The organism is Prosthecobacter sp. SYSU 5D2, from assembly GCF_039655865.1.
GTDB lineage: Bacteria > Verrucomicrobiota > Verrucomicrobiia > Verrucomicrobiales > Verrucomicrobiaceae > Prosthecobacter.
The window spans coordinates 1-18,912 of sequence record NZ_JBBYXL010000020.1 but is presented as its reverse complement, the minus strand read 5'-3'; the positions used below and the strand labels follow the sequence as shown (position 1 = coordinate 18,912).

General features: G+C 59.5%; 17 protein-coding genes. 7 read left to right on the top strand and 10 right to left on the bottom strand.

All coding sequences use genetic code 11. The features are described from left to right. Positions 1-12: 12 nt before the first annotated feature. The 5 genes from hisG to WJU23_RS23430 all read right to left on the bottom strand — a co-directional run bounded on the left by hisG (position 13) and on the right by WJU23_RS23430 (position 5,944). Positions 13-897 carry an ATP phosphoribosyltransferase gene (gene hisG, locus WJU23_RS23450; protein ID WP_346335072.1) on the bottom strand — a complete coding sequence of 295 codons (885 nt, stop codon included), beginning with the start codon at positions 895-897 and terminating at the stop codon, positions 13-15. A 196-nt stretch (positions 898-1,093) separates the two neighbouring features. After that, complete coding sequence (locus WJU23_RS23445; RefSeq protein ID WP_346335071.1) at positions 1,094-3,208, bottom strand: autotransporter-associated beta strand repeat-containing protein; 2,115 nt, start codon at positions 3,206-3,208, stop codon at positions 1,094-1,096. A gap of 71 nt (positions 3,209-3,279) precedes the next feature. Beyond that, positions 3,280-4,230 carry a hypothetical protein gene (locus WJU23_RS23440; protein WP_346335070.1) on the bottom strand — a complete coding sequence of 317 codons (951 nt, stop codon included), beginning with the start codon at positions 4,228-4,230 and terminating at the stop codon, positions 3,280-3,282. After that, complete coding sequence (locus WJU23_RS23435; protein WP_346335069.1) at positions 4,227-5,090, bottom strand: NlpC/P60 family protein; 864 nt, start codon at positions 5,088-5,090, stop codon at positions 4,227-4,229. The genes WJU23_RS23440 and WJU23_RS23435 overlap by 4 nt, the downstream gene beginning before the upstream one ends. Next, positions 5,087-5,944 carry a BPL-N domain-containing protein gene (locus WJU23_RS23430; RefSeq protein ID WP_346335068.1) on the bottom strand — a complete coding sequence of 286 codons (858 nt, stop codon included), beginning with the start codon at positions 5,942-5,944 and terminating at the stop codon, positions 5,087-5,089. The genes WJU23_RS23435 and WJU23_RS23430 overlap by 4 nt, the downstream gene beginning before the upstream one ends. Positions 5,945-6,073: 129 nt before the next feature. On the opposite strand from WJU23_RS23430, the gene WJU23_RS23425 reads away from it, so the two are divergent. Further along, positions 6,074-8,056, top strand: a complete 1,983-nt coding sequence (locus WJU23_RS23425) for a histidine kinase (RefSeq protein ID WP_346335067.1) — start codon at positions 6,074-6,076, stop codon at positions 8,054-8,056. A 26-nt stretch (positions 8,057-8,082) separates the two neighbouring features. Continuing rightward, complete coding sequence (locus WJU23_RS23420; RefSeq protein WP_346335066.1) at positions 8,083-8,742, top strand: response regulator transcription factor; 660 nt, start codon at positions 8,083-8,085, stop codon at positions 8,740-8,742. Positions 8,743-8,816: 74 nt separating this feature from the next. Here WJU23_RS23420 and WJU23_RS23415 read toward each other — a convergent pair whose 3' ends face one another. The 3 genes from WJU23_RS23415 to WJU23_RS23405 all read right to left on the bottom strand — a co-directional run bounded on the left by WJU23_RS23415 (position 8,817) and on the right by WJU23_RS23405 (position 10,596). Further along, a complete protein-coding gene (locus tag WJU23_RS23415) occupies positions 8,817-9,779 on the bottom strand; it encodes a hypothetical protein (RefSeq protein ID WP_346335065.1) in 963 nt (320 codons plus the stop codon). A gap of 98 nt (positions 9,780-9,877) precedes the next feature. Beyond that, complete coding sequence (locus WJU23_RS23410) at positions 9,878-10,333, bottom strand: YhcH/YjgK/YiaL family protein (protein ID WP_346335064.1); 456 nt, start codon at positions 10,331-10,333, stop codon at positions 9,878-9,880. 62 nt (positions 10,334-10,395) lie between these two features. Then, positions 10,396-10,596 carry a PEP-CTERM sorting domain-containing protein gene (locus WJU23_RS23405; protein ID WP_346335063.1) on the bottom strand — a complete coding sequence of 67 codons (201 nt, stop codon included), beginning with the start codon at positions 10,594-10,596 and terminating at the stop codon, positions 10,396-10,398. Positions 10,597-10,885: 289 nt separating this feature from the next. Here WJU23_RS23405 and ppk1 point away from each other — a divergent pair, with 289 nt between their 5' ends. From ppk1 to WJU23_RS23385, 4 genes are all read left to right on the top strand, one after another. Beyond that, positions 10,886-13,015, top strand: coding sequence for a polyphosphate kinase 1 (ppk1, locus tag WJU23_RS23400; protein ID WP_346335062.1), 2,130 nt, complete (start codon positions 10,886-10,888; stop codon positions 13,013-13,015). A gap of 135 nt (positions 13,016-13,150) precedes the next feature. Further along, complete coding sequence (locus WJU23_RS23395; RefSeq protein ID WP_346335061.1) at positions 13,151-14,005, top strand: hypothetical protein; 855 nt, start codon at positions 13,151-13,153, stop codon at positions 14,003-14,005. Between the two features lie 147 nt (positions 14,006-14,152). Next, positions 14,153-15,637: an ATPase domain-containing protein gene (locus WJU23_RS23390; RefSeq protein ID WP_346335060.1), complete on the top strand. Its 1,485-nt coding sequence runs from the start codon at positions 14,153-14,155 to the stop codon at positions 15,635-15,637. Positions 15,638-15,882: 245 nt separating this feature from the next. Beyond that, positions 15,883-17,271, top strand: coding sequence for an ATP-binding protein (locus tag WJU23_RS23385; RefSeq protein ID WP_346335059.1), 1,389 nt, complete (start codon positions 15,883-15,885; stop codon positions 17,269-17,271). 3 nt (positions 17,272-17,274) lie between these two features. On the opposite strand, the gene nth is transcribed toward WJU23_RS23385, so the two are convergent. Continuing rightward, positions 17,275-17,928: an endonuclease III gene (gene nth, locus WJU23_RS23380; protein ID WP_346335058.1), complete on the bottom strand. Its 654-nt coding sequence runs from the start codon at positions 17,926-17,928 to the stop codon at positions 17,275-17,277. Between the two features lie 11 nt (positions 17,929-17,939). Next, positions 17,940-18,428 (bottom strand): 3D domain-containing protein, encoded by a 489-nt coding sequence (locus tag WJU23_RS23375; RefSeq protein WP_346335057.1) that lies wholly within the window; start codon positions 18,426-18,428, stop codon positions 17,940-17,942. 145 nt (positions 18,429-18,573) lie between these two features. Here WJU23_RS23375 and WJU23_RS23370 point away from each other — a divergent pair. Continuing rightward, positions 18,574-18,912 (top strand): transposase (locus tag WJU23_RS23370; protein ID WP_346335056.1); only part of this gene is annotated, 339 nt, incomplete at its 3' end.

Sequence of the window (18,912 nt, the reverse complement as noted above, 5' to 3'; positions counted from 1 at the left end):
TCTTGCGTCATCCTAGGGGATGACTTTGTTTAGCGGATATTCCACGATGCCCTCGGCACCGAGAGATTTGAGCCGCGGGATGATTTCCCGCACGACGGATTCCGCAATCACCGTCTCGACGGCAACCCAGTCCGCATTGGCGAGCTGGGAAATGGTGGGTGAGCGCTCGGAGGGGAGGCAGGCGACAACCTCCTCCAGAGCGGACGATGGCACGTTCATCTTGAGGCCGACCTTGTCACGGGCCTCCAGAGCGCCCCGCAGCAGCAGGACGAGCGTTTCCATCTTCTGGCGCTTCCAGGCGTCCTGGAAGGCCGCTTTGCTGGACACGAACTGAGGGAAACTCTCCATCAGCGTATCCACAATGCGAAGTTTGTTGGCGCGCAGCGAGCTGCCGGTCTCCGTGATGTCCACGATGGCATCCACGAGCTCAGGCACCTTCACCTCGGTGGCGCCCCAGCTGAATTCGACCTCGGCATTGACGCCGTTCTTTTCCAGGTAGGTCTGGGTCAGGCCGACGGCTTCCGTGGCGATGCGCTTGCCTTCCAGGTCCTTGACGGACTGGATGGGGGAATCTTCAGGCACCACAAGCACCCAGCGGGTGGCGCGGGCAGTGGCGCGGCTGTAATTGAACTGGGCCAGGACCTCGATGTCCGCTTTGTTCTCAGCGATCCAGTCCCTGCCGGTGATGCCGCAATCCAGGAAACCATGATCCACATAACGACCGATTTCCTGGGCGCGCAGCAGGCGCAGCTCCAGGTCTTCATCGTTGACGGTGGGCCGGTAGGAACGGGAAGAAACCACGACATGGAAGCCCGCACGCTTTAAAAGTTCAAGCGTCGGCTCCTGGAGACTGCCGTTCGGCAGACCCAGTCGGAGGATGTTCTTGGCGGGTTCCATTTGGTCGGGGAAAAGGGCGCGCAAAGTAGCGGAGTTTGGCGGGGTGCAAAGGATTATTTAACCTGGATTTTAGTTCACCCAGGGAATGAGGGCATGAAGCCCCGGTAAACAGGGGCATGGAGCATCCCCCTGGTAGCCATTTTTTTGATGCTGCAAGGCATCGCGCAGGGCTTCCGAGGCTTGTTTGAAGGCCTTTTTATCGGAGGCGGCGGCGGGTGATGAGACTGAGAAGGCCTAGGGCGACGAAGGCCAGGCGGGAGGGCTCGGGCACCAGGGAGATGAAAATGACGCCACTGCTGGTGAACAGGGAGGTGTCCCAGGCCCAGTTGGCATCGAAACCCGTGGTCGGCAAATTCAACAGGCTGGTGCTGAGGCCAGTAACGCCGGGGCCTGTGAGGGCGGACCAGTCCAGGAGATCAAACCGGTGATCCAAATCTGGCGTGTACCCGCCGGTGAAAGCGACGCTGAGGCTGCCAGGGGCGAGGGCGGAGAAATCCATGAGGCCTGCGCCTGTGCTGGTGAAAGAGAGCTGGTCGTTATCTCCATCCGCACGCAGTTCAAAGGCGATGCTGCTGCCGGTCTGGAAAGTTACCTGGCCGTTTTCACTGCCTATGGTGAGTGTGCCGACGCCGTCGTTGACGCCAGTCAGACCAGGGGCGACCTGGCCGGAAAGCGTGGCGCTGTTTGCATCTGCCAGAATGATGCGCCCGGTGCCGCCCAGGACGGTGCCTGCGGCGGTGGTGAAAGGGCCGCTACCAGTGGCGGAGCCAGTGGCATTGGTGACCATGAGTCGGCCGTTGGTGACGCTGGTGCCGCCGGTATAGGAATTGTCTGCCGAAAGGGTGGTCGTGCCGCTGCCAGTATGGACGAGCGCGCCGCTGCCGCTCATGACATTGGCCAGGGCAAAGGCATTGGTGCGGTTGATGCGGAGGGTGGCGTTGTTGATGATGGGACCGGAGCCGAGGTCCCCATTGGCGCTGCCGGCAAAACTGCCGAGCTGCACGGTGCCGTTGCTAAGGGTGGTGGTGCCGGTATAACCGGAATTATCACCCTCAATACGGATGGTGCCGACGCCGGTTTTGGTGAGATTATGGGGACCGGAGATGTCTCCACTCAGTCGCATGGCAAAACCTTCGGCGGATTCACTGCGCAGGGTCAGGGCGTCATTCAGGGAGATATCGCCGGTGAAGTGGGCTGAAAAGCTGGCGGTGCTGGTATAACCGAGAGTCAGGGTGCCGCCGCTGCCCGCCGCCACCTGGATGTCCTGCGCATAAGAATACCCGGCGAGGTAGCTGATGAGGGAGGCGTTTCCGCCGCCTGCACTGCCCAGGGTAACGGTGCTGGAAGCGCTGCCCAGCGAGCCACCCACGCCCACCTGGAGGGTGCCGCTGGCGATGGTGGTACCGCCGGAGTAGGTGCTGGCGGCATTGAGATTGAGGGTACCATTGCCGGTCTTGGTGAAAGCACCGGTTTCCCCCGGAAGATCGGCGATGATGGCTGAAACGGTGAAAGTGGCACCGGCGGAGGGAATGCTGAATGTGCCGCCAGCATTGCCCAAGGAAAAGCCCCGGTTGGCCGCAGAGTTGAAACTGCCAGTGGTGCTGCCGTAGGCAAGCGTGCCGCCATTGAGCACAATCTGGTCCGCGACATAAGAGGCTGGATTGGCCCCAAGCCCGGCACCGACGGTGATGCGCAGGGTTCCTTCCACAATGCTGACTCCGCCGGTGTAGGTATTAGTGCCGGTGAGGGTGACGGTGCCTGCGCCCAGTTTATTGATCCTGCCCGCCCCTGAGATTTCGCCATTGATGCGCAAGGCACCGTCTGCGGAAGTGGTGGTCGTATTGGTGACGGAGAGGTCCACGCTGTCCAGAAGCACGACATTCAAATTGCCGCCAAAGGTATTCACCACATCTCCGGCACCGGCGACGCTCAAGGAGGCATTGCCTGTGGTGGCATCCAGATTCAGCGTGTTCGACGTGGTGATGGAAAAGGTGTTCGTGGAATCATTGGTGATGGACAATGAGCCGAGCGTACGAGCCACGCCAAAGCTGTTGATGGCCTGGTTTCCTCCCACCGGCGTCAGGATGATGGCGGAAGCGCCGACGGCATTGGGAACACCTGAGGGTGTCCAGTTGGACGCTGTGCCCCAGGACTGGCTGCCGGAGGCGGTGGTGAAGGTACTCTGACCGGCAGCGTGAGGATGAAACAGGTTCAAAACTGTCCACACGGTGCTTAACCAAAGTGCCTTTCGGGAAGTCGTGGCAACAGTCTGAAGATGGGTGGCGGCAGAGGGGCGGGGGGTATTTCTCATAGCTCAATCAGCGTTCAGCATCGCCTGGTTGGGGAGCGAAGCCGATTGGGTTCGGGGGATGGCAGGGGAGGTTATTGGTCAGGTTGGGAAGTATCGGAAACAGGTGCGGGAGAGGCGGCGGGGGCGGCTTTGCCACCGCCATCCAGAGAGACGCCGAGCTGAGCTGGAAGATACACTTCCAAGGCCCCGGTCAGCGCGTGGGCAAAGGCCAGGCGGTTGGCGGCGGTATCTCGCAAACGCGGACGGTTGGCCTCAATCTGGAAGCCGGTGACATGCCGGGAGGCATCGCAATGGCGTGCAATGGTATAACCACCTTTGAAATAAGGCTCATCCGGCACCGGCGCACGCGGGCTGGGTGTGGCGGCAAATCCGCGCTCCTCCAGCAGGGCGCCAAAGCTCTGCGGACCGCGCAGAAGCTGGACGTAGGGAAGACTGCTGCGGGCCGCCAGCCAGCCAAGGCTGCCGCCAGCGGCAAAACCGGGGGCGTTGAGTACGTCTTCGCCTGATGAGAGATCCACCGGGGTGTGCAGATACCCCAGCTCCACACGCGGGTCTTTGTGCCCATGCCCGTGGAGGTCAATGAGAAAGGCCACGCCATACTGCTTCACGGCAGCGGCACAGGCCTGCTCGATGAAGCCGTGATGCTCCTCCCAGGCCTGTCCGGCCAGCGGGTCACCCTGGGCGGCTTCCACAATCTCGCGGTTGGCATCCAGCTTGCTGCGGTGCAGGCGGCAAATGACCAGGTGGATGTGCCTGCCTGTGCGGGCGTGGATGACGGCGGCGATGGTGCGGGCGAGTTCCTGGGTGTTGGCATCCGCATCTTTCACGCCGCTTGTGCGGTCCGGCACGTCCTCCGGAAACAGACGCCCGCCATGCGGCGCGGCGATGATGACAGGAAGGTCTCCCGGCACATATTCAATGAACTGCCGGTCTCCGAAGACGCTGTTGCCCGGGCGGATGTCCTGAGGGCTGGCGCTCCAGAGGAGGACAGCGGTGAAAATCAACAAAAGGAAAGGTCTCATCGGGAGGCGGGTTTCACCCCGTCAGGAATGATGCGCAGGATGTGGCTGGCCTGGCGGAAGTACCAGGTGCGGGGTGTGAAGGGGCGCAGGTAGATGCCATCCGGAATGGCGGTCTGGTTGGCATCCACACTGCCCGTGCCGGTGCTGTCCAAAATGAGGGGAACGCCATCCGGTGACCGGCCAATTTTTCCCACCCAGAGGACGACGTGGGAGATGTTGCCGCTGCTGTTGTTGATAAACAGGAGATCTCCGGTAAGCAGCGTTTTCTCAAAGTCCTCGTAGGTCTTGGGAAGCTCGATGCGGCGGACGGGCAGGGTCCGGTTGGGACCGGGGCCGGGAACCTCGGTCAGTTCGGACTGCTTGCGCACATCGCCCGTGGGTTTGATGCCCAGGGCCAGGTTATAGACAAAGGCGGTGTAGTTGCTGCAATCCAGGCCTTTGCCTACGGGTGTGGTCTGGTCCTTGCTGACAGGCCAGTCGGCTGGCGGCTCCCAGTCAGGCACATGGTGATGCTGATAGGAATAACCCACATAACGAAGGCCGGTGGCGATGATGCGCTCACGGGACCAGTCCGGGCTTTTGGAGGCCAGGCCTGAAGGCGGGTTAAAATGCGTGGCGGCGGGTCCCCAATATCCCCAGCGGGTGCGGTTATTGGGGTTATACCATTCGGCATGGGGCACGCTGGCGTAGTCCTTCCAGTTAGACCGTGTTCCCTTCATCAGGTCGCCGATGAGGTCTTTCTCATCGAAAGAAAATTTGACGCTGTAGGGGGAGCGGTAGCTTTCGCGGTCCGGGTCTTTGGCGGCAAGAAAGACAGCGGGTGCCAGCAGGAGGCATAAAAGCGCGGTGTATTTTTTCATGGCACGACGCTGGGTTTGGCAGGGGCTGGGGTCTGATCCTGGCCTGCGGCCCAGAGGATGGCACGGGGAATGAGGTGCTCCAGACCGGGGGTGTTCTCCGGATGCGGGCTGGAGATGAAGACCCTGCCCTGGCCAAAGCTGCCGCTGGCGGCGGCTGGAGAATCCACCATCACACCCGCTGGCGATCCATTTTCCGCCACCTCGGTCCGGAAGAGTGCCAGCGGTGTGTAGGCGGGGATGTCCGGGCGGGAATCAGGCTTGATGACGGGGCCATTGTTATAGCGCACTTTGAAAATCCCGTTCACCTCACCAAGCGGGTTTTTTCCAGCAGGCACCACTTCCATGTCCAGGTAGCCGGTGCCGCGACGCCATTTGCTGGATACGGTGCGGGCATTCAGGATGCCCAGGCTCCAGTCAAACCCGGTGCAGGCCAGATACGCACCCGCGCAGATGCCGACATAACCGCCGCCACCCCGCACAAATTCACGGACATTGTTGAGGCCTGTCTCGCCAATGTTCTTTGCCTGAACACTGGCGCTGCCTCCGCAAAACACCACGGCATCAAAGGCCTTCAAATCCACCGTGCCCATCTCCGCCGGGGTGACCAGGGTGACGGTGGAACCCGGAAGTGCCGTCACCGCCTGGCTGACCTTTTCCACCCCGGCCTTCGAAGATCCGCCGCCATCATAGATGGCCACTTTCAGCGGCTTCACTGCCGCCGGTGCAGGGATGACCGTTTTAAAGCCGTTGATGTCTGGCGGGACGGTCCGTGAAGACGGCGGTGCCGTTTCCTGCGCCAGCAGCGGCAGGCTGCCAAGGATGCTTGTGATGAGCAGAGGGAGAAGAGCTTTCATACAGTGGGAGAATATTGGCAAACCGACTCTTTAAATGTCTTCCAGATCCTGCGGCCCCCTGGATGAATGTCACCTCACCAAAATATGCGAGGCGACACCGCCAAGAGCCAGCTTACTTGTCAGGAGTTCATGAAGTTATTGAGTGCCATCCTCGCCGCCGCCGCCTTGTCTCTGGAAGCAGATTCCGAGTGGGTCAGGCGTCTGGCCTTCTGGTCATGGGGTGAGCTGGAAAAACAGGACCGCCGTATCGGAGAGGTGGAGACGCAGCTCGGCACGCTGCCGGAAATGCCGCTCATCAATTCTTCCGTCCGTGCAGGATTGAAGACCGGCTACACCACCGAGGAGGATGTGAGGTGGATTGAAATCAGCCTGCCGGAAACGCATCCCGTGGACAGCATTGTGCTCGTTCCACCCCTGGCCAAGGCGGCCAGCGCGGTCGTGCCGGGCTATGGATTTCCAGTCCGCTTCAAGCTGGAGGTCTTTGACGAAAATGGTGCGGCGCAAACAGTCCTGGACCGCACGGAGGCGGATTTTCCCAACCCGGGCTGCTTTCCCGTGGTGGCACGTTTTGAGCCCCGCCCGGTCCACCGGGTGCGCTTCACGGCGACGGAGCCCTGGACGGTGGACGGGCCTGAGGTGCTGGCGCTGGCAGAGATGATGGTGCTGTCAGGAAAAAGAAACCTGGCACCGTTGGGCCGTGTATCCAGTTCCAGCACCCGCAACGCCCCTCGCGCCTGGACCCGGGCCAATCTGGTGGACATGGTGACGCCGCTGGGACTGCCGGTGGGGCCGCAGGAGGGCGGCACTCTGGGCTACCACAGCGCGGTGGCAGAGGAGAGCGAGACAGTCAAATCGCTCACGCTCTCTTTTCCAGAAGTGATGGACTTGGACGAGGTGCGGCTGTTCCCGGTGCGCAAGCGAGAAGTGCCGCTGTGGTTTGACTACGGCTTTCCGGTTCTCTACAAGGTGGAGGCGGCCACGCAGGCTGACTTTGGCGATGCAGTGCTGCTGCATGAGGTCACAGACAGCTACCATCCGCTGCCGGGTATGAACGCCGTGTGCATCCCCGCCCCGGGCTTGAAAGCACAGTTCATCCGCATCACCGCTAACAAACTATGGTACCGCCGGAGCGATTATGTCTTTGCCCTGGCCGAGGTGCAGGCGCTAAAAAACGGCGTCAACCATGCCCCCAATGGCAGATTCACCGCCACCGATGTGCTGAAGGGTGAGGAGGCGGCCGGATGGAGCCTGGAGTCGCTGACGGACGGCCTGACAGAGAGCGGCCGCATCCTGGACCTGCCAGAATGGATCGTGGGACTGGAACTGCGCCGGGATCTGGAGAACGAGCGCCTCCGTCTCCAGGCTGCGCGCACTGATCTGCTACAGCGGACCTACAACCAGATGGCCTATGGCGGCCTGGGCAGCGTGGCCGGCCTCATCCTGCTTTCCAGTCTTCTGCTCTGGCGCCAGCACCGCCACCGCCGCCTGGATGCCCAGCGCATGCATGACAAACTGGCCCGTGACCTGCATGATGAAATCGGGTCCAATCTGGGCAGCATCACGCTCATCTGCTCCCTGGCCACCCAGGCGGACGCGACCCGGGAATCCATCCAGTCTGACATGGCAGAAATCGGCCGCGTGGCGGAAGAGACGGCCAATTCCATGCGTGACATGGTGGACCTGCTTCGTGATCCGGCCAGACAGGCCGGCAGGAACTGGCTGGAAGTGCTGCACGGCCTGACGGAACGCCTGCTGCGCGGCATCCGCCTGGACTGCGCCCTGCCCGCCCAGCCGCTGGTGCGCGAGCCTGACCTGGAGACGCAGCGGGAAATCTACCTCTTCTGCAAAGAGGTGCTGCACAACATCTCACGCCACGCAGGAGCCAGCCGCGTGCGCTTCCACCTGATCCCCACGGACCTGGGTCTGAGGATCGAAATTGCCGATAACGGCAGCGGATTTGACACCGGCAAACCCGCCTCCGGCCACGGGCTGGGCAACCTGCGTGAACGCGCCAGCGCCCTGCATGCGACCATGCACCTTTTTTCCAAACCGGCAGCCGGAACAATCATTCACCTGAACATTCCCCGCACGCCTCTCTGGATGCCCGCCTGATCAATTAACCCCCCGTAACCGACAGTTTGAAATCCGACAACCCAATCCGAGTCTGGATCGTTGAAGATCACGATTTGTTCCGCCGCTCCCTGCAGCGGCTGTGCACGCCCGCCAACGGCCTGGCGCCAGGCACCGTCTTTGCCAATGCCGAAACCATGCTCACCGTTCTGCGCAGTCTCCATCCGCGCGATATGCCAGAGGTCCTGCTCCTGGATGTGGGCCTGCCCGGACGCAGCGGCCTGGACATCATCGGTGATGTGCACCGCTGTGCCCCGGAGTGCCGCGTTGTCATCCTGACGGTCTTTGAAGACGCTGAAAAAATCAGCCAGGCGATCAGTGCAGGCGCCTGCGGTTACCTGTTAAAAACCTGCCGTGCCGAGACCGTGGCCGAGGCCATTCTGGAAGCGGCTCAAGGCGGCTCCCCCATGTCCCCCAAGGTGGCAGCCACTGTGGTGCAGATGCTGGCAAAGCTGACCAAACCGGCCAGCCAGCCCGTCTCCCTGTCCCCGCGTGAGCAGGAGCTGCTGGCCCTGATGGTGGATGGCCTGACGGCCAAAGAAATCGCCGACCGGCTGAATGTCAGCATCCATACGACCGGCACGCATACCCGCAACCTCTTCATCAAGCTCGGCGTGCACAGCCGCGCCGCCGCCGTGGCACGGGCTCTGCGGGAAAGGCTGGTGTAGCCCACGCCCCTGCCCAGCTGGTTCTTTGAGAAGTGCCCAGCCGTGCACGAGCAAAGAAGCTAAGCCATTTCGGCCTACATCATATAACGCAGCTTCTCGAAAGCGCTCTTTTCCTTCAGATCATTGTCCGTAGCCTCCGCCAATTCATTGAAGCCGAACATCGTTTTGACCCGGTGAGTGAGCAGCGCACGGTCATACGGCACCTTCCCTGAGGTCCAGTAGGCAGCGGTAAAAGGATTGTACTCGGAGAAAGCTTCTGGCCCGAATTCATCCGCCACATTCGGCAGGCTTCTCCACAGGAGCAGGTGCCTATGGTGCGCAGCCACTGCGGCGGGCACCAGTTCAGGATATCCGTATTGCGCCAGTTCGGTGATCGCCGCCGCATGGTTGTTCACATGCAGCAGCCCTCCATAACCCTGGCGGTGGTTGTTTGGATCCTGGTTGATGATTTCATCCAGAACCGCATCTACCATGCCCGGAATGTCTGTGTAGTGGGGTGCGCCTTCAGCCGCCATGTCCGCAAGGGTGACTTTGTTTCCGGTGATCCGGCCCTTCGCCTTCCCATAGTAGCCACTTCCCGGATGTGATTTGTCAAACAGGCCAATCAGCTTGCGAATGCCGTCAATGACTGAGGGGGTCGCGAACTCCGGGTGTTCTTTGAGTGCGTGAATGGCGATGGATGCAAAAATCACATTGTGGCCTGACTCCCTGGGTAACGCGATGTTCTTTGCCAATGCTTCGGCAATGTCATCAATCAGGCGTTCGTCCGGCTTCTCCTTTGGAAAAGCTTCAAACAACTCCGAATCCGTCAGTTTCGCGTTTTTTGTCATCCTTTTCCCGAAGACTGATTCACCTGCAATCACGCGCTCAAGATCGCCCTCGATCCCCTGATTGACCTCTGCCTCCAGATCCGGCCGCTGTTCACCAACAAAATAACCTGCCACTACCGCCGCCCCCAGATGCCCTGCCATTGAGCCCATCCGGTGAGCACGGGCCATCGCATTGAGTCCCTTCGACAGATATAAAAAGTTGATCATTGGAGGTCCTGGAATGGATATCTCATGTTAACCGCCGCCCGAAGCTCAACTTTCAGAATTATTTTATATATGGTTATACTGTCCACCCATGCTGAGCCTCACACCGCCACTTTCACCACCACTTTAAAGACCTCGCTTGGCTCATCCCACTGGATGCAGGGAGCATGGGCATCCTCAGGATAGAGAATGCAGAAATGACCGGCGCTGAGATGCAGCGGGGTGACATCCGGCACCAGCTTCCACAGAGCCGCTTCCTTTTCCGCATCATAAGCCATCGTCTCCTCCTTCATCGCGGTAAGCGGAGCCCACAGGATGGTCTCGCGGCCTGAATAGAGAAACTGCACATCAATGTATTTGCGGTGGGCTTCAAACAGAGCACTCTCCTGCGGCTTGGTCGTATAGGTTTGTACGATGGCAAAGACATCATCTCCCGCGATGTCATGCCGCCCCAGCGGCTGGGTGCCGTCCACCGTGCGCAGATAGGCAAAGGCCTTGGCAAAGCGTGGAGACAAAACTTCGTAACGGGCCGACTGGTCAAGCGTGTCTAGGATCATAAATGGTTGGGCAGAGGGCCAGTGTTTAAAACCTGGAGGCTGCGCACGCAAGAGAGGACAGATCAAAGATCCCTGCGGCGGCGCAGGAACAAGGCAGCAAATCCCAGCGCTCCCAGCAGCAGGCGCGAGGGTTCGGGGATGAGGACGATGGCGATGCTGCCGTTGGTAGTGAACTGGCTGATGTCCCAGACGAAACCGGAGCCGCTGATGTCCGGCAGGTCCAGCCCTGCCGCCTCATCGCCATTTCCATTCAGCAGTTCCACAAAGGTGAAATGGGCGGCAAAGGCGGGATCGCTAGCCAGTCCGGTTCAGTCCACTAGATTGAAGACCTCCGGTGCGGTTGGCACAAAATCATCCGGGGCATAAAGACCCGCCTTATCCGAGCGAATTTCTTTCATCATTATCCATGAAAAATCCTGCCTGGAAGCCTGCATTCTACATGAAATCCGGCGTTTGCATCCACGAGTCCGTTCCCTGGAAGCCACTTGTCAAACTTCAGCCATTGCGGCGAACGTCACTTGCACGGTCCCTTGCCTGCCGCAATCATGTTTGATGTCCCCGACCAGGTCTGCCACCCCTTATACCGACGAACACTTTCTGAATCGCGAGCTGAGCTGGCTGGCCTTCAATGAACGTGTGCTGGCCGAGGCGGCGCGAAAAGAACTGCCGGTGCTGGAGCGGGTCAAATTCCTGGCCATCACGGCCTCCAATCTGGACGAGTTTTTTATGGTCCGCGTCGGCGCGCTGCAACTGCTGCGGGAGCAGGGGCGGCGGGTGAAGGACCACGCGGGGCTCACCCCCACCCAGCAGTGGGAGCAGATCCAGCAGCGGGCCACGGCCTTCGTCAGCCGCCAGTGTGAGATCCTGAACACGGAACTGCTCCCTCTCCTGCGTGAGAAAGGCATCCGCCGCCTGCGCCCAGAGGAGCTGACCCCGGCGCAGCGCACGCACCTGGAGGCCCACTTCATGGAGCACATCTTCCCGGTGCTCTCCCCCATCGCCCTGGATGATGAGACGCCGCGCATCTCCGTACCCGCGTTGCAGATCGCGCTGCTGAGCTCGGTGCAGTCCGTAACAGATGGGGAGAAGACCAAACGGCTGGTGCTCTTTACCCTGCCATCCAACCTGCCCCGCCACGTCCTGGTGCCGGAGGTCGAAAGCGGCCAGCATGCCTACCTGAATCTGGAGGATCTTCTGTGCCTGTTTCTGCACCATTATTTTCCTTCGGAAAAAGTGACCTCCAGCGCCCGCTTCCGGCTGAGCCGGAATTCGGACATCGCCGTGGATGATGAGAGCGCCTTTGACCTGGCCAGCGAGATGGAGGACATCCTGGAGGCACGCCTGCAAAGCCCCACCATCCGCATTGAGATTGAGGACGGCGCGCCGCGTGACCTGGTCAAATCCATCCGCGACCTCTGCGGGGCCAAAGGAGCCCAAGTTTATACCATCCCGGGAGAGCTGGATCTGCGGGCCTACTTTGTCATCGCGGGTCTGTCCGGCTTTGATGAGTTGAAAGTGGAGCCCTGGGACAGCCAGGGTTCTTCCCAGATTGAGCCTGGAGAGAGCATGTTTGATGCGATCAAGCGCAATGACATTCTGCTGCACCATCCCTATGAGAGCTTTGACCCGGTGCTGCATCTCATTGAAGAGGCCGCAGCAGATGCGGACGTCATCGCCATCAAGCAGATCCTCTACCGCACGGCGAAGAACAGCCGCATCATCAGCGCCCTGATCCGTGCGGCGCAGGCGGGCAAGCATGTGACAGTACTGGTGGAGCTGAAAGCCCGTTTTGATGAAGCCCGGAACCTGGAGCGCGCGGAGGAGCTGCTGAACGCCGGAGCGCAGATCATCTACGGGGTGCGCGGGCTGAAAACCCACGCCAAAATCTGCCTGGTGATGCGCCGGGAGGCCGGGCACCTAGTGCGCTACATGCACTTTGGTACTGGCAACTACAATGAGGCCACCTCCAAACTTTACACCGACATCAGCTACCTGACCCGCCGCCAGACCTATGGCAGCGATGCGAGTACCTTTTTTAACACGGTGACGGGCCGCTCACGCTTTGTTCACTTTGAGCGCATCTCCATGGCCCCTTTTGGCCTGCGGGAGCGGCTGCTGACCATGATCCAAAGCGAGACGGAACGCGCCCGCCAGGGGGAGGAGGCGGAGATCATGCTGAAAATGAACGCCCTGGAAGACCGCAAAATGATCGAGGCCCTATATGAGGCCTCCCAAGCCGGGGTCAGCGTGCGGCTGAACATCCGCGGCATCTGCTGCCTGCGCCCCGGTGTGAAGGATCTCAGTGAAAACATCCGCGTGGTCAGCATCATTGACCGCTACCTGGAGCACGCGCGCATCTACCACTTCCGCCAGGGCGGACGGCCGGTGATCTTCATTTCCAGTGCCGACTTTATGAATCGCAACCTGTCCAAACGGGTGGAGCTGCTGGTGCCCATTGAGGACAAGGACGCCAAGAAACGTCTGACCCAGATCCTGGAGACTCATTTTGCCGACACCTCTCGTGGACGGCTTTTGAAGGCCGACGGCACCTGGACATCACTTGCCAGCAACACGGGCAAGTTACAGCGCTCTCAGGAAATTTTTGCCAAAGAGGCCACCAAACGTCTGCATCAGCGCAATCAGGCTCCGGATGTTTTGATTCCACACATGCCAAAGCAGTGATTACTGGAGCAGGGAGGATCTGGCGTGAAGACCTGCATTCACTGAAATAATGAGAATATTTGAAAAAAAGAGTGCAGCCGGGATTATTTTGAATTATTTAAGATAACTGAATAATCAAGGTTTACCCCGAAACCCATGAAATCTGCTCTCGCTCTCATTCTTCTGGCCATTGTGTGTGTCACATCACCGGTCAGCGCGCAGTATCCTGGTGCGCCGGCTTATCCGGGTTCAGGAGGTGGATACACACCTCAGCCACCCGCAGGTGCCGGGCTTTACGGGAACACAGGCTACAATGCCATGTCCCCCACGCTGCCGCCGCCCCCCATGAGTTCCCCTTATGCCGGGCCGACCATGATGGATCCCACCCCGCCACCAGCCCCTGGCACTTATGGGTATCAGCAGCCGGTGACGACGAATTCCTGGGGCATGCAGCAGAGCATGACCGGCAGCAACATGCTGAACTACCGATATGTCGAAGCTGGCTACCGTTATGTGGATCCCAGCGGCGGAGAGCTGAACGGCAGCCACGGTCTCGGTGTGGTGCTTTCCATTGACCTGCCCACCATCTTCTTTGTCAAAGGCAGCTTCAACTGGAGCAGCGGCACCGGCAAAAAGAATGTCCGGGGTGCGGCTGAAGCCGACTATGACCTCTCAGTCATCACCATCGGCGGCGGTGCCTATATGGCCATCACGCCCAAGCTGCACTTCGTCGGGGAAGTGGGCTTGGTTTATGCCAACCTCAGTTCCTCGGGCGGCAACATCAGCTATACGGACGGCGGCATCTATGTGCGCCCCAGCCTCCGCTACCAGATGGTGGACTGGCTTGAACTGCAGGCCGGTGTCACCGTCAGCAGCGCCAGTGACTATGACAGCAAGGTCATCGACTTTGGCGCCTACTTCCGCGTCTTCCCGCAGATGGATCTGAACCTGGGCATGGACCTGGGTGATGAAACCCGCACCATGCGTGCCGGTGCCCGCCTGCGCTGGTAATCCGGCTCTCCCACCTCAAGACCCAAACAGAAGCGCCCTGGAAACAGGGCGCTTTTTTTGGGAACCGGCAGCGCCCGCTGCAACGAATCTTTAATACAAGAATTCTGGGGGTAACACCCATCTTGAAACTTTTTGCTCAGTCGCAACATGGACTCCTCAAAAAATAACCACCACAGCGAACGCTGTACCATGGGTGTCGAAGGTCTCGACATCGTTCTATCAGGCGGCCTGCCTAAAAATAGGCTTTATCTAATCAAAGGTGATCCAGGAGTGGGGAAGACCACTCTGGCCATGCAATTTCTGCTGGAAGGCGTGAAGTGCGGGGAAACTGGGTTATACATCACCCTCTCGGAAACCAAAGATGAAATCATGGTGGTGGCCAAATCCCATGGGTGGGATCTGGCAGGCATCCATCTATACGAGCTGTCTTCCATCGAAGAAAAGATCCGGCATGACACAGAAAGCACCTTTTTCCACCCGTCAGAAATTGAGCTTAACCGCACCATCTCGGCCCTGATTGACGAAGTGAAGCGGGTAAATCCTGCCCGCGTGGTCTTTGATTCCCTGTCTGAACTGAGGATGCTGGCGGATACTCCCCTGAGGTACCGAAGGCAGATTTTGCAACTGAAGCAATTTTTTGCCGGCCGGGATTGCACCAGTCTGCTGCTGGATGACCGCTCCTCCAACAGCAACGATTTACAGGTGGAAAGCATTGCTCACGGCGTACTTGTCCTTTCCTGTGCACCCTCCGGTTATGGCGTCGCACAACGGCAGCTTCGTGTTGTTAAAATCCGCGGCTCCGAGTTCATGGAGGGTACGCACGACTTGATCCTCAAAAAAGGCGGCATGGAGATCTTCCCCAGACTTGTGGCCGCGGAGGGGATCACCGAATTCACCCGTGAAAACTTTTCCAGCGGCATAGGCGAACTTGACCAGCTTCTGGGCGGCGGCCTGGGGCGCGGAACCAGCACCATCTTCATGGGACCGCCCGGAACCGGCAAGTCCACCCTTACCCTGCAGTTCGCCCTCAGGGCGGCCGAGCTGGGGGAAAAGGTGCTGCTCTTTATTTTTGATGAAACGCTGGGCACTCTTTTGGACCGCTCAGCCAAAATGGGCATGGACCTGAACCCGATGGTCGAAAAGGGCATGATCCTTATCCAGACGGTGGATCCGGCGGAGATCTCGCCGGGAGAGCTGGCGCACGGCGCCCGCCAGGCAGTGACTAAAAATGGCGTCCGCATGATCATCATTGACAGCATCAACGGCTACCTTAACGCGATGCCTGCGGAACGTTACCTCGTGCTCCAGTTGCACGAATTGCTCGGTTACCTGAACCAGCAGGGGGTCATTACCATCCTGGTGCTCGCACAGCAGGGGCTCATCGGGCAGATGCATGCGTCGGTGGATCTCACTTACTTGGCGGATACGGTGCTGCTGCTGCGCTTTTATGAATCCCGTGGAGAGGTGAAACAGGCGATCTCTGTCATTAAGAAGCGCAGTGGTGACCATGAACGGACGATCCGCAGACTCATCGTCAATATAAAAGGCATTTCTGTGGGTGAGCCGCTGCATGAATTTCAGGGCGTGCTTACTGGCGTGCCGATGCTCATGGATGCCCAAGAAGCCCGTTAATCCGCTACAGCATGGATTCCCAGACCGCCGTCTCCCAAAACCCGGACACCCATGTCATTGCGGATGTCAGGGCAAGAGAGGGAGAACATCAAATCCTAATTCTCGCCCCGACAGGTAATGATGCCCGGTTGACAGCTGATTTTTTGATCCAAGCAGGTCTCGAAAGTCATGTTTGCAGTCATTTTCAAGAGCTGTGCCAACGGGCGGAAAAAGGCTGCGGTGTATTGCTGTTGGCCGAAGAAGTTTTGGGGAAAGCCTTCATTGATGACCTGACCGCCCTTTTGCTGAAGCAGCCGTCCTGGTCGGACCTGCCCATGGTGATCATCACCGGCAGTGGAGAGTCTGCCTATCGCCGGAGACAGCTGGCGGCACTGGAGCCCGCCGGCAATGTCTCCATCATCGAGAGACCAGTGAGGCCGGACACGCTGGTCAGCACCCTGGAGGCCGCCATGCGCTCCCGGCGGCGGCAATATCAAGTCCGCTCCCTGCTGGAAGAGCGCGAAAAGATGGCCGCCCTGGCGCTAGAAGCGGACCGGAGGAAGGATGAATTTCTGGCGATGCTAGCGCATGAGCTGCGCAATCCGCTGGCCTCGGTGGCGAATGCCGCCTCCCTGCTCCAAGCTGCCGGGGACCCGGAAACGCACGCCTGGGCCGCAGGCGTCATCGAAAGGCAGACCACCCAGCTGGCCCACCTGATTGATGATCTGCTGGACGTTTCCCGCATCACGACCGGCAAGATCCGGCTGCGTCGCAAAATCATTGATCTGGCTGTGGTGCTGGGCCGGGCCTGTGACTCTGCCCAACCCCTGATGAAAGAGAGAGGGCATGAGCTCAAGTGCCATTTTGAGCGTGACAAGCTGTGGCTGATGGCAGACCCGACCCGAATTGAACAGATCATTTTGAACCTCCTGACAAATGCGGCCAAATATACCCCGAAGGGAGGTAAAGTCCGCATGGAAGCCTCCCGGCAGGGACAGGAGATCGTGGTCACTGTGAAGGACAACGGCATGGGCATCGAGCCCAAACGGCTGCCGGAAATGTTCCAGCTTTTCACCCAGGGGGAGCGTTCCATCGCGCGGAGCGAAGGCGGACTCGGCATCGGGCTGACCATTGTGGAAAAGCTGACCGAAATGCACGATGGCAAGGTGGAAGCCTTCAGTGCAGGCCCCGGCCAGGGAAGTCTCTTCACCGTGCGACTGCCGGCAGCAGCCGTACAGATCCCTGCCCCGCAGGATAAAAGCCCCCAGGTGAGTGACCCGACGAAAGCGCTGCGGGTGCTGGTGGTGGATGACAACGTGGATTCCGCCGTGGGCCTGGCCAGGCTGCTGGGCCGCGCCGGCCACCAGGTGTCACTGGCTTATGATGGGCCGGAAGCACTGGAACAGGCCCGCAAACTCACTCCGGAAGCCATCGTGCTGGACATCGGGCTGCCTACCATGGACGGCTATGAAGTGGCCCGGCTGCTGCGGCTGGAACCCTGGGGGAGTGATGTCCTGCTGATCGCTGTGACCGGGTATGGCCAGGAGGAGGACCGGCAGCGTGCGCTGATGGCCGGCTTTGACCATCATCTGGTGAAGCCGGTGGACCTGGCCCGGCTCAAAGACCTTTTGAAGGAGCGTGTGCAAGCAGCCTGAGGCTCAAGCCTTTTTTGTTTTCAATGCCTTCTTTCGCTCAGGGAAAAGCGTGGTGCAGATTTCACAGACCGTCCCATCGCAACCGCGCGCTGAGCAGTATTCCCGTCCATAAAAAATGATCTGAAGGTGGAGCTTGTTCCAAGACCCGATGGGGAAGAGGCGCTTCAGATCGCGCTCAGTCTGCATGACATTTTTCCCTTCGGTCAGCTTCCACCGCTGGGCCAGCCGGTGGATGTGGGTATCCACAGGAAAAGAAGGAATGCCAAAGGACTGGGCCATGACGACTTGGGCGGTTTTATGTCCCACCCCAGGCAGTTCCTCCAGAAGCGCCAGATCGGCCGGCACCTGTCCGGCATGTTTTTCCACCAGAATTTGGGATAGTTTCTGAATGGCCTTCGCCTTCTGTGGACCGAGACCGCAGGGCTTCACCACTTTTTCGATCTCCGCCACGGGCACCTGCGCCATGGTCTCAGGCGTGGAAGCCAGAGACCAGAGTTTGGGCGTGATCAGATTGACCCGCACATCGGTGCATTGGGCCGAAAGCAAAACGGCGACCAGCAGGGTATAAGCATCCCGGTGATCCAGCGGAACCGGCGGATCCGGATAGAGCTGCCCCAGACGCTGGAGCACATAGGAGGCGCGTTCAGACTTGGTCACGCAGCGGAACTTTAGCTACGCTGGATGCGCTGGACCATCTTGCGCACGTGATCGTATTTGGCGCGGTCTTTCATGATGGCCAGGCTTTTGGATTTGGAGCCCCAGCGCAGGACCCGGATGTTCACATTGCGGACGCCCCAGGCATTCATGTGGGCTTTGCTCGGCTGATAGATATCAATGGTGTTGGTCCCGACGAGAGCTGAACCATAATCGTCCACCTGGTAAATATAGGGGCTGCCTTCAATCTGAAAGATGGTCCCCACCGGATACACCGACCAGTCCGCCGCCGCGCTGCGCACCGAGCCGTACTTCAAAGGAGTGCCGACCGCCGTGCGAGCCCCATACTGGATATGGTCTGACTCCGTGTGCGTGTAGGCGGTTGTGCGAACCGCCGTGATGCGGGTGCCCTTTTGAGACAATACCTTGCTCCCAGAACTGGAAGAGCAGGAACAAAAAAGCGCTGTGATCAAACACAGCAGGCAGGTGGTGGCGTATCTCATCTTTAGACAGGCATGACGTTCAGGCGACCGCTGAATTGATATCATGGTGAGGCAACCCTCCGTCAAAATCAATCGCAGATTTCAATCTTTTAATGCCAGGCATACAGTTGTTGACGGTGACGGCTTTGATGCTATGCATCGGGGTATGAAGGCGACTCAAACGACTGATCCGCAACGCGATGCGCTGGAGGCGCAGCTCGTGGGCGTGAATGCCAAAACCGCTCCCTATCCTGCCGCGCGGTCCTGGTCAGGCGGACGCAAACGGATCGTCGGCAAAGGCCCCTATGAAAGCTATTGCTACCACGTCATGTCCCGCACCTGCGGCGGCGAGGTCTTCTTCGATGACGTGGAAAAGGAGGCGCTCAAACGCCTCATGTGGCGGCTGGCAGACTTCTGCGGCGTCAAACTCGCCACCTACTGCATCATGGGCAACCACTTCCACCTGCTGGTGGAAGTCCCCAAAAAAGACCTCTGGCTGGAGCGG

Excerpts from the sequence above, each read along its gene's own strand:
- WJU23_RS23395 (WP_346335061.1), top strand. The coding sequence starts at position 13,151 with ATGAAATCTGCTCTCGCTCTCATTCTTCTGGCCATTGTGTGTGTCACA.
- WJU23_RS23425 (WP_346335067.1), top strand. The coding sequence starts at position 6,074 with ATGAAGTTATTGAGTGCCATCCTCGCCGCCGCCGCCTTGTCTCTGGAA.
- WJU23_RS23440 (WP_346335070.1), bottom strand. The coding sequence starts at position 4,230 with ATGAGACCTTTCCTTTTGTTGATTTTCACCGCTGTCCTCCTCTGGAGC.
- ppk1 (WP_346335062.1), top strand. The coding sequence starts at position 10,886 with ATGTCCCCGACCAGGTCTGCCACCCCTTATACCGACGAACACTTTCTG.
- WJU23_RS23435 (WP_346335069.1), bottom strand. The coding sequence starts at position 5,090 with ATGAAAAAATACACCGCGCTTTTATGCCTCCTGCTGGCACCCGCTGTC.
- WJU23_RS23410 (WP_346335064.1), bottom strand. The coding sequence starts at position 10,333 with ATGATCCTAGACACGCTTGACCAGTCGGCCCGTTACGAAGTTTTGTCT.
- WJU23_RS23430 (WP_346335068.1), bottom strand. The coding sequence starts at position 5,944 with ATGAAAGCTCTTCTCCCTCTGCTCATCACAAGCATCCTTGGCAGCCTG.
- WJU23_RS23415 (WP_346335065.1), bottom strand. The coding sequence starts at position 9,779 with ATGATCAACTTTTTATATCTGTCGAAGGGACTCAATGCGATGGCCCGT.
- WJU23_RS23445 (WP_346335071.1), bottom strand. The coding sequence starts at position 3,208 with ATGAGAAATACCCCCCGCCCCTCTGCCGCCACCCATCTTCAGACTGTT.
- hisG (WP_346335072.1), bottom strand. The coding sequence starts at position 897 with ATGGAACCCGCCAAGAACATCCTCCGACTGGGTCTGCCGAACGGCAGT.
- WJU23_RS23390 (WP_346335060.1), top strand. The coding sequence starts at position 14,153 with ATGGACTCCTCAAAAAATAACCACCACAGCGAACGCTGTACCATGGGT.
- WJU23_RS23375 (WP_346335057.1), bottom strand. The coding sequence starts at position 18,428 with ATGAGATACGCCACCACCTGCCTGCTGTGTTTGATCACAGCGCTTTTT.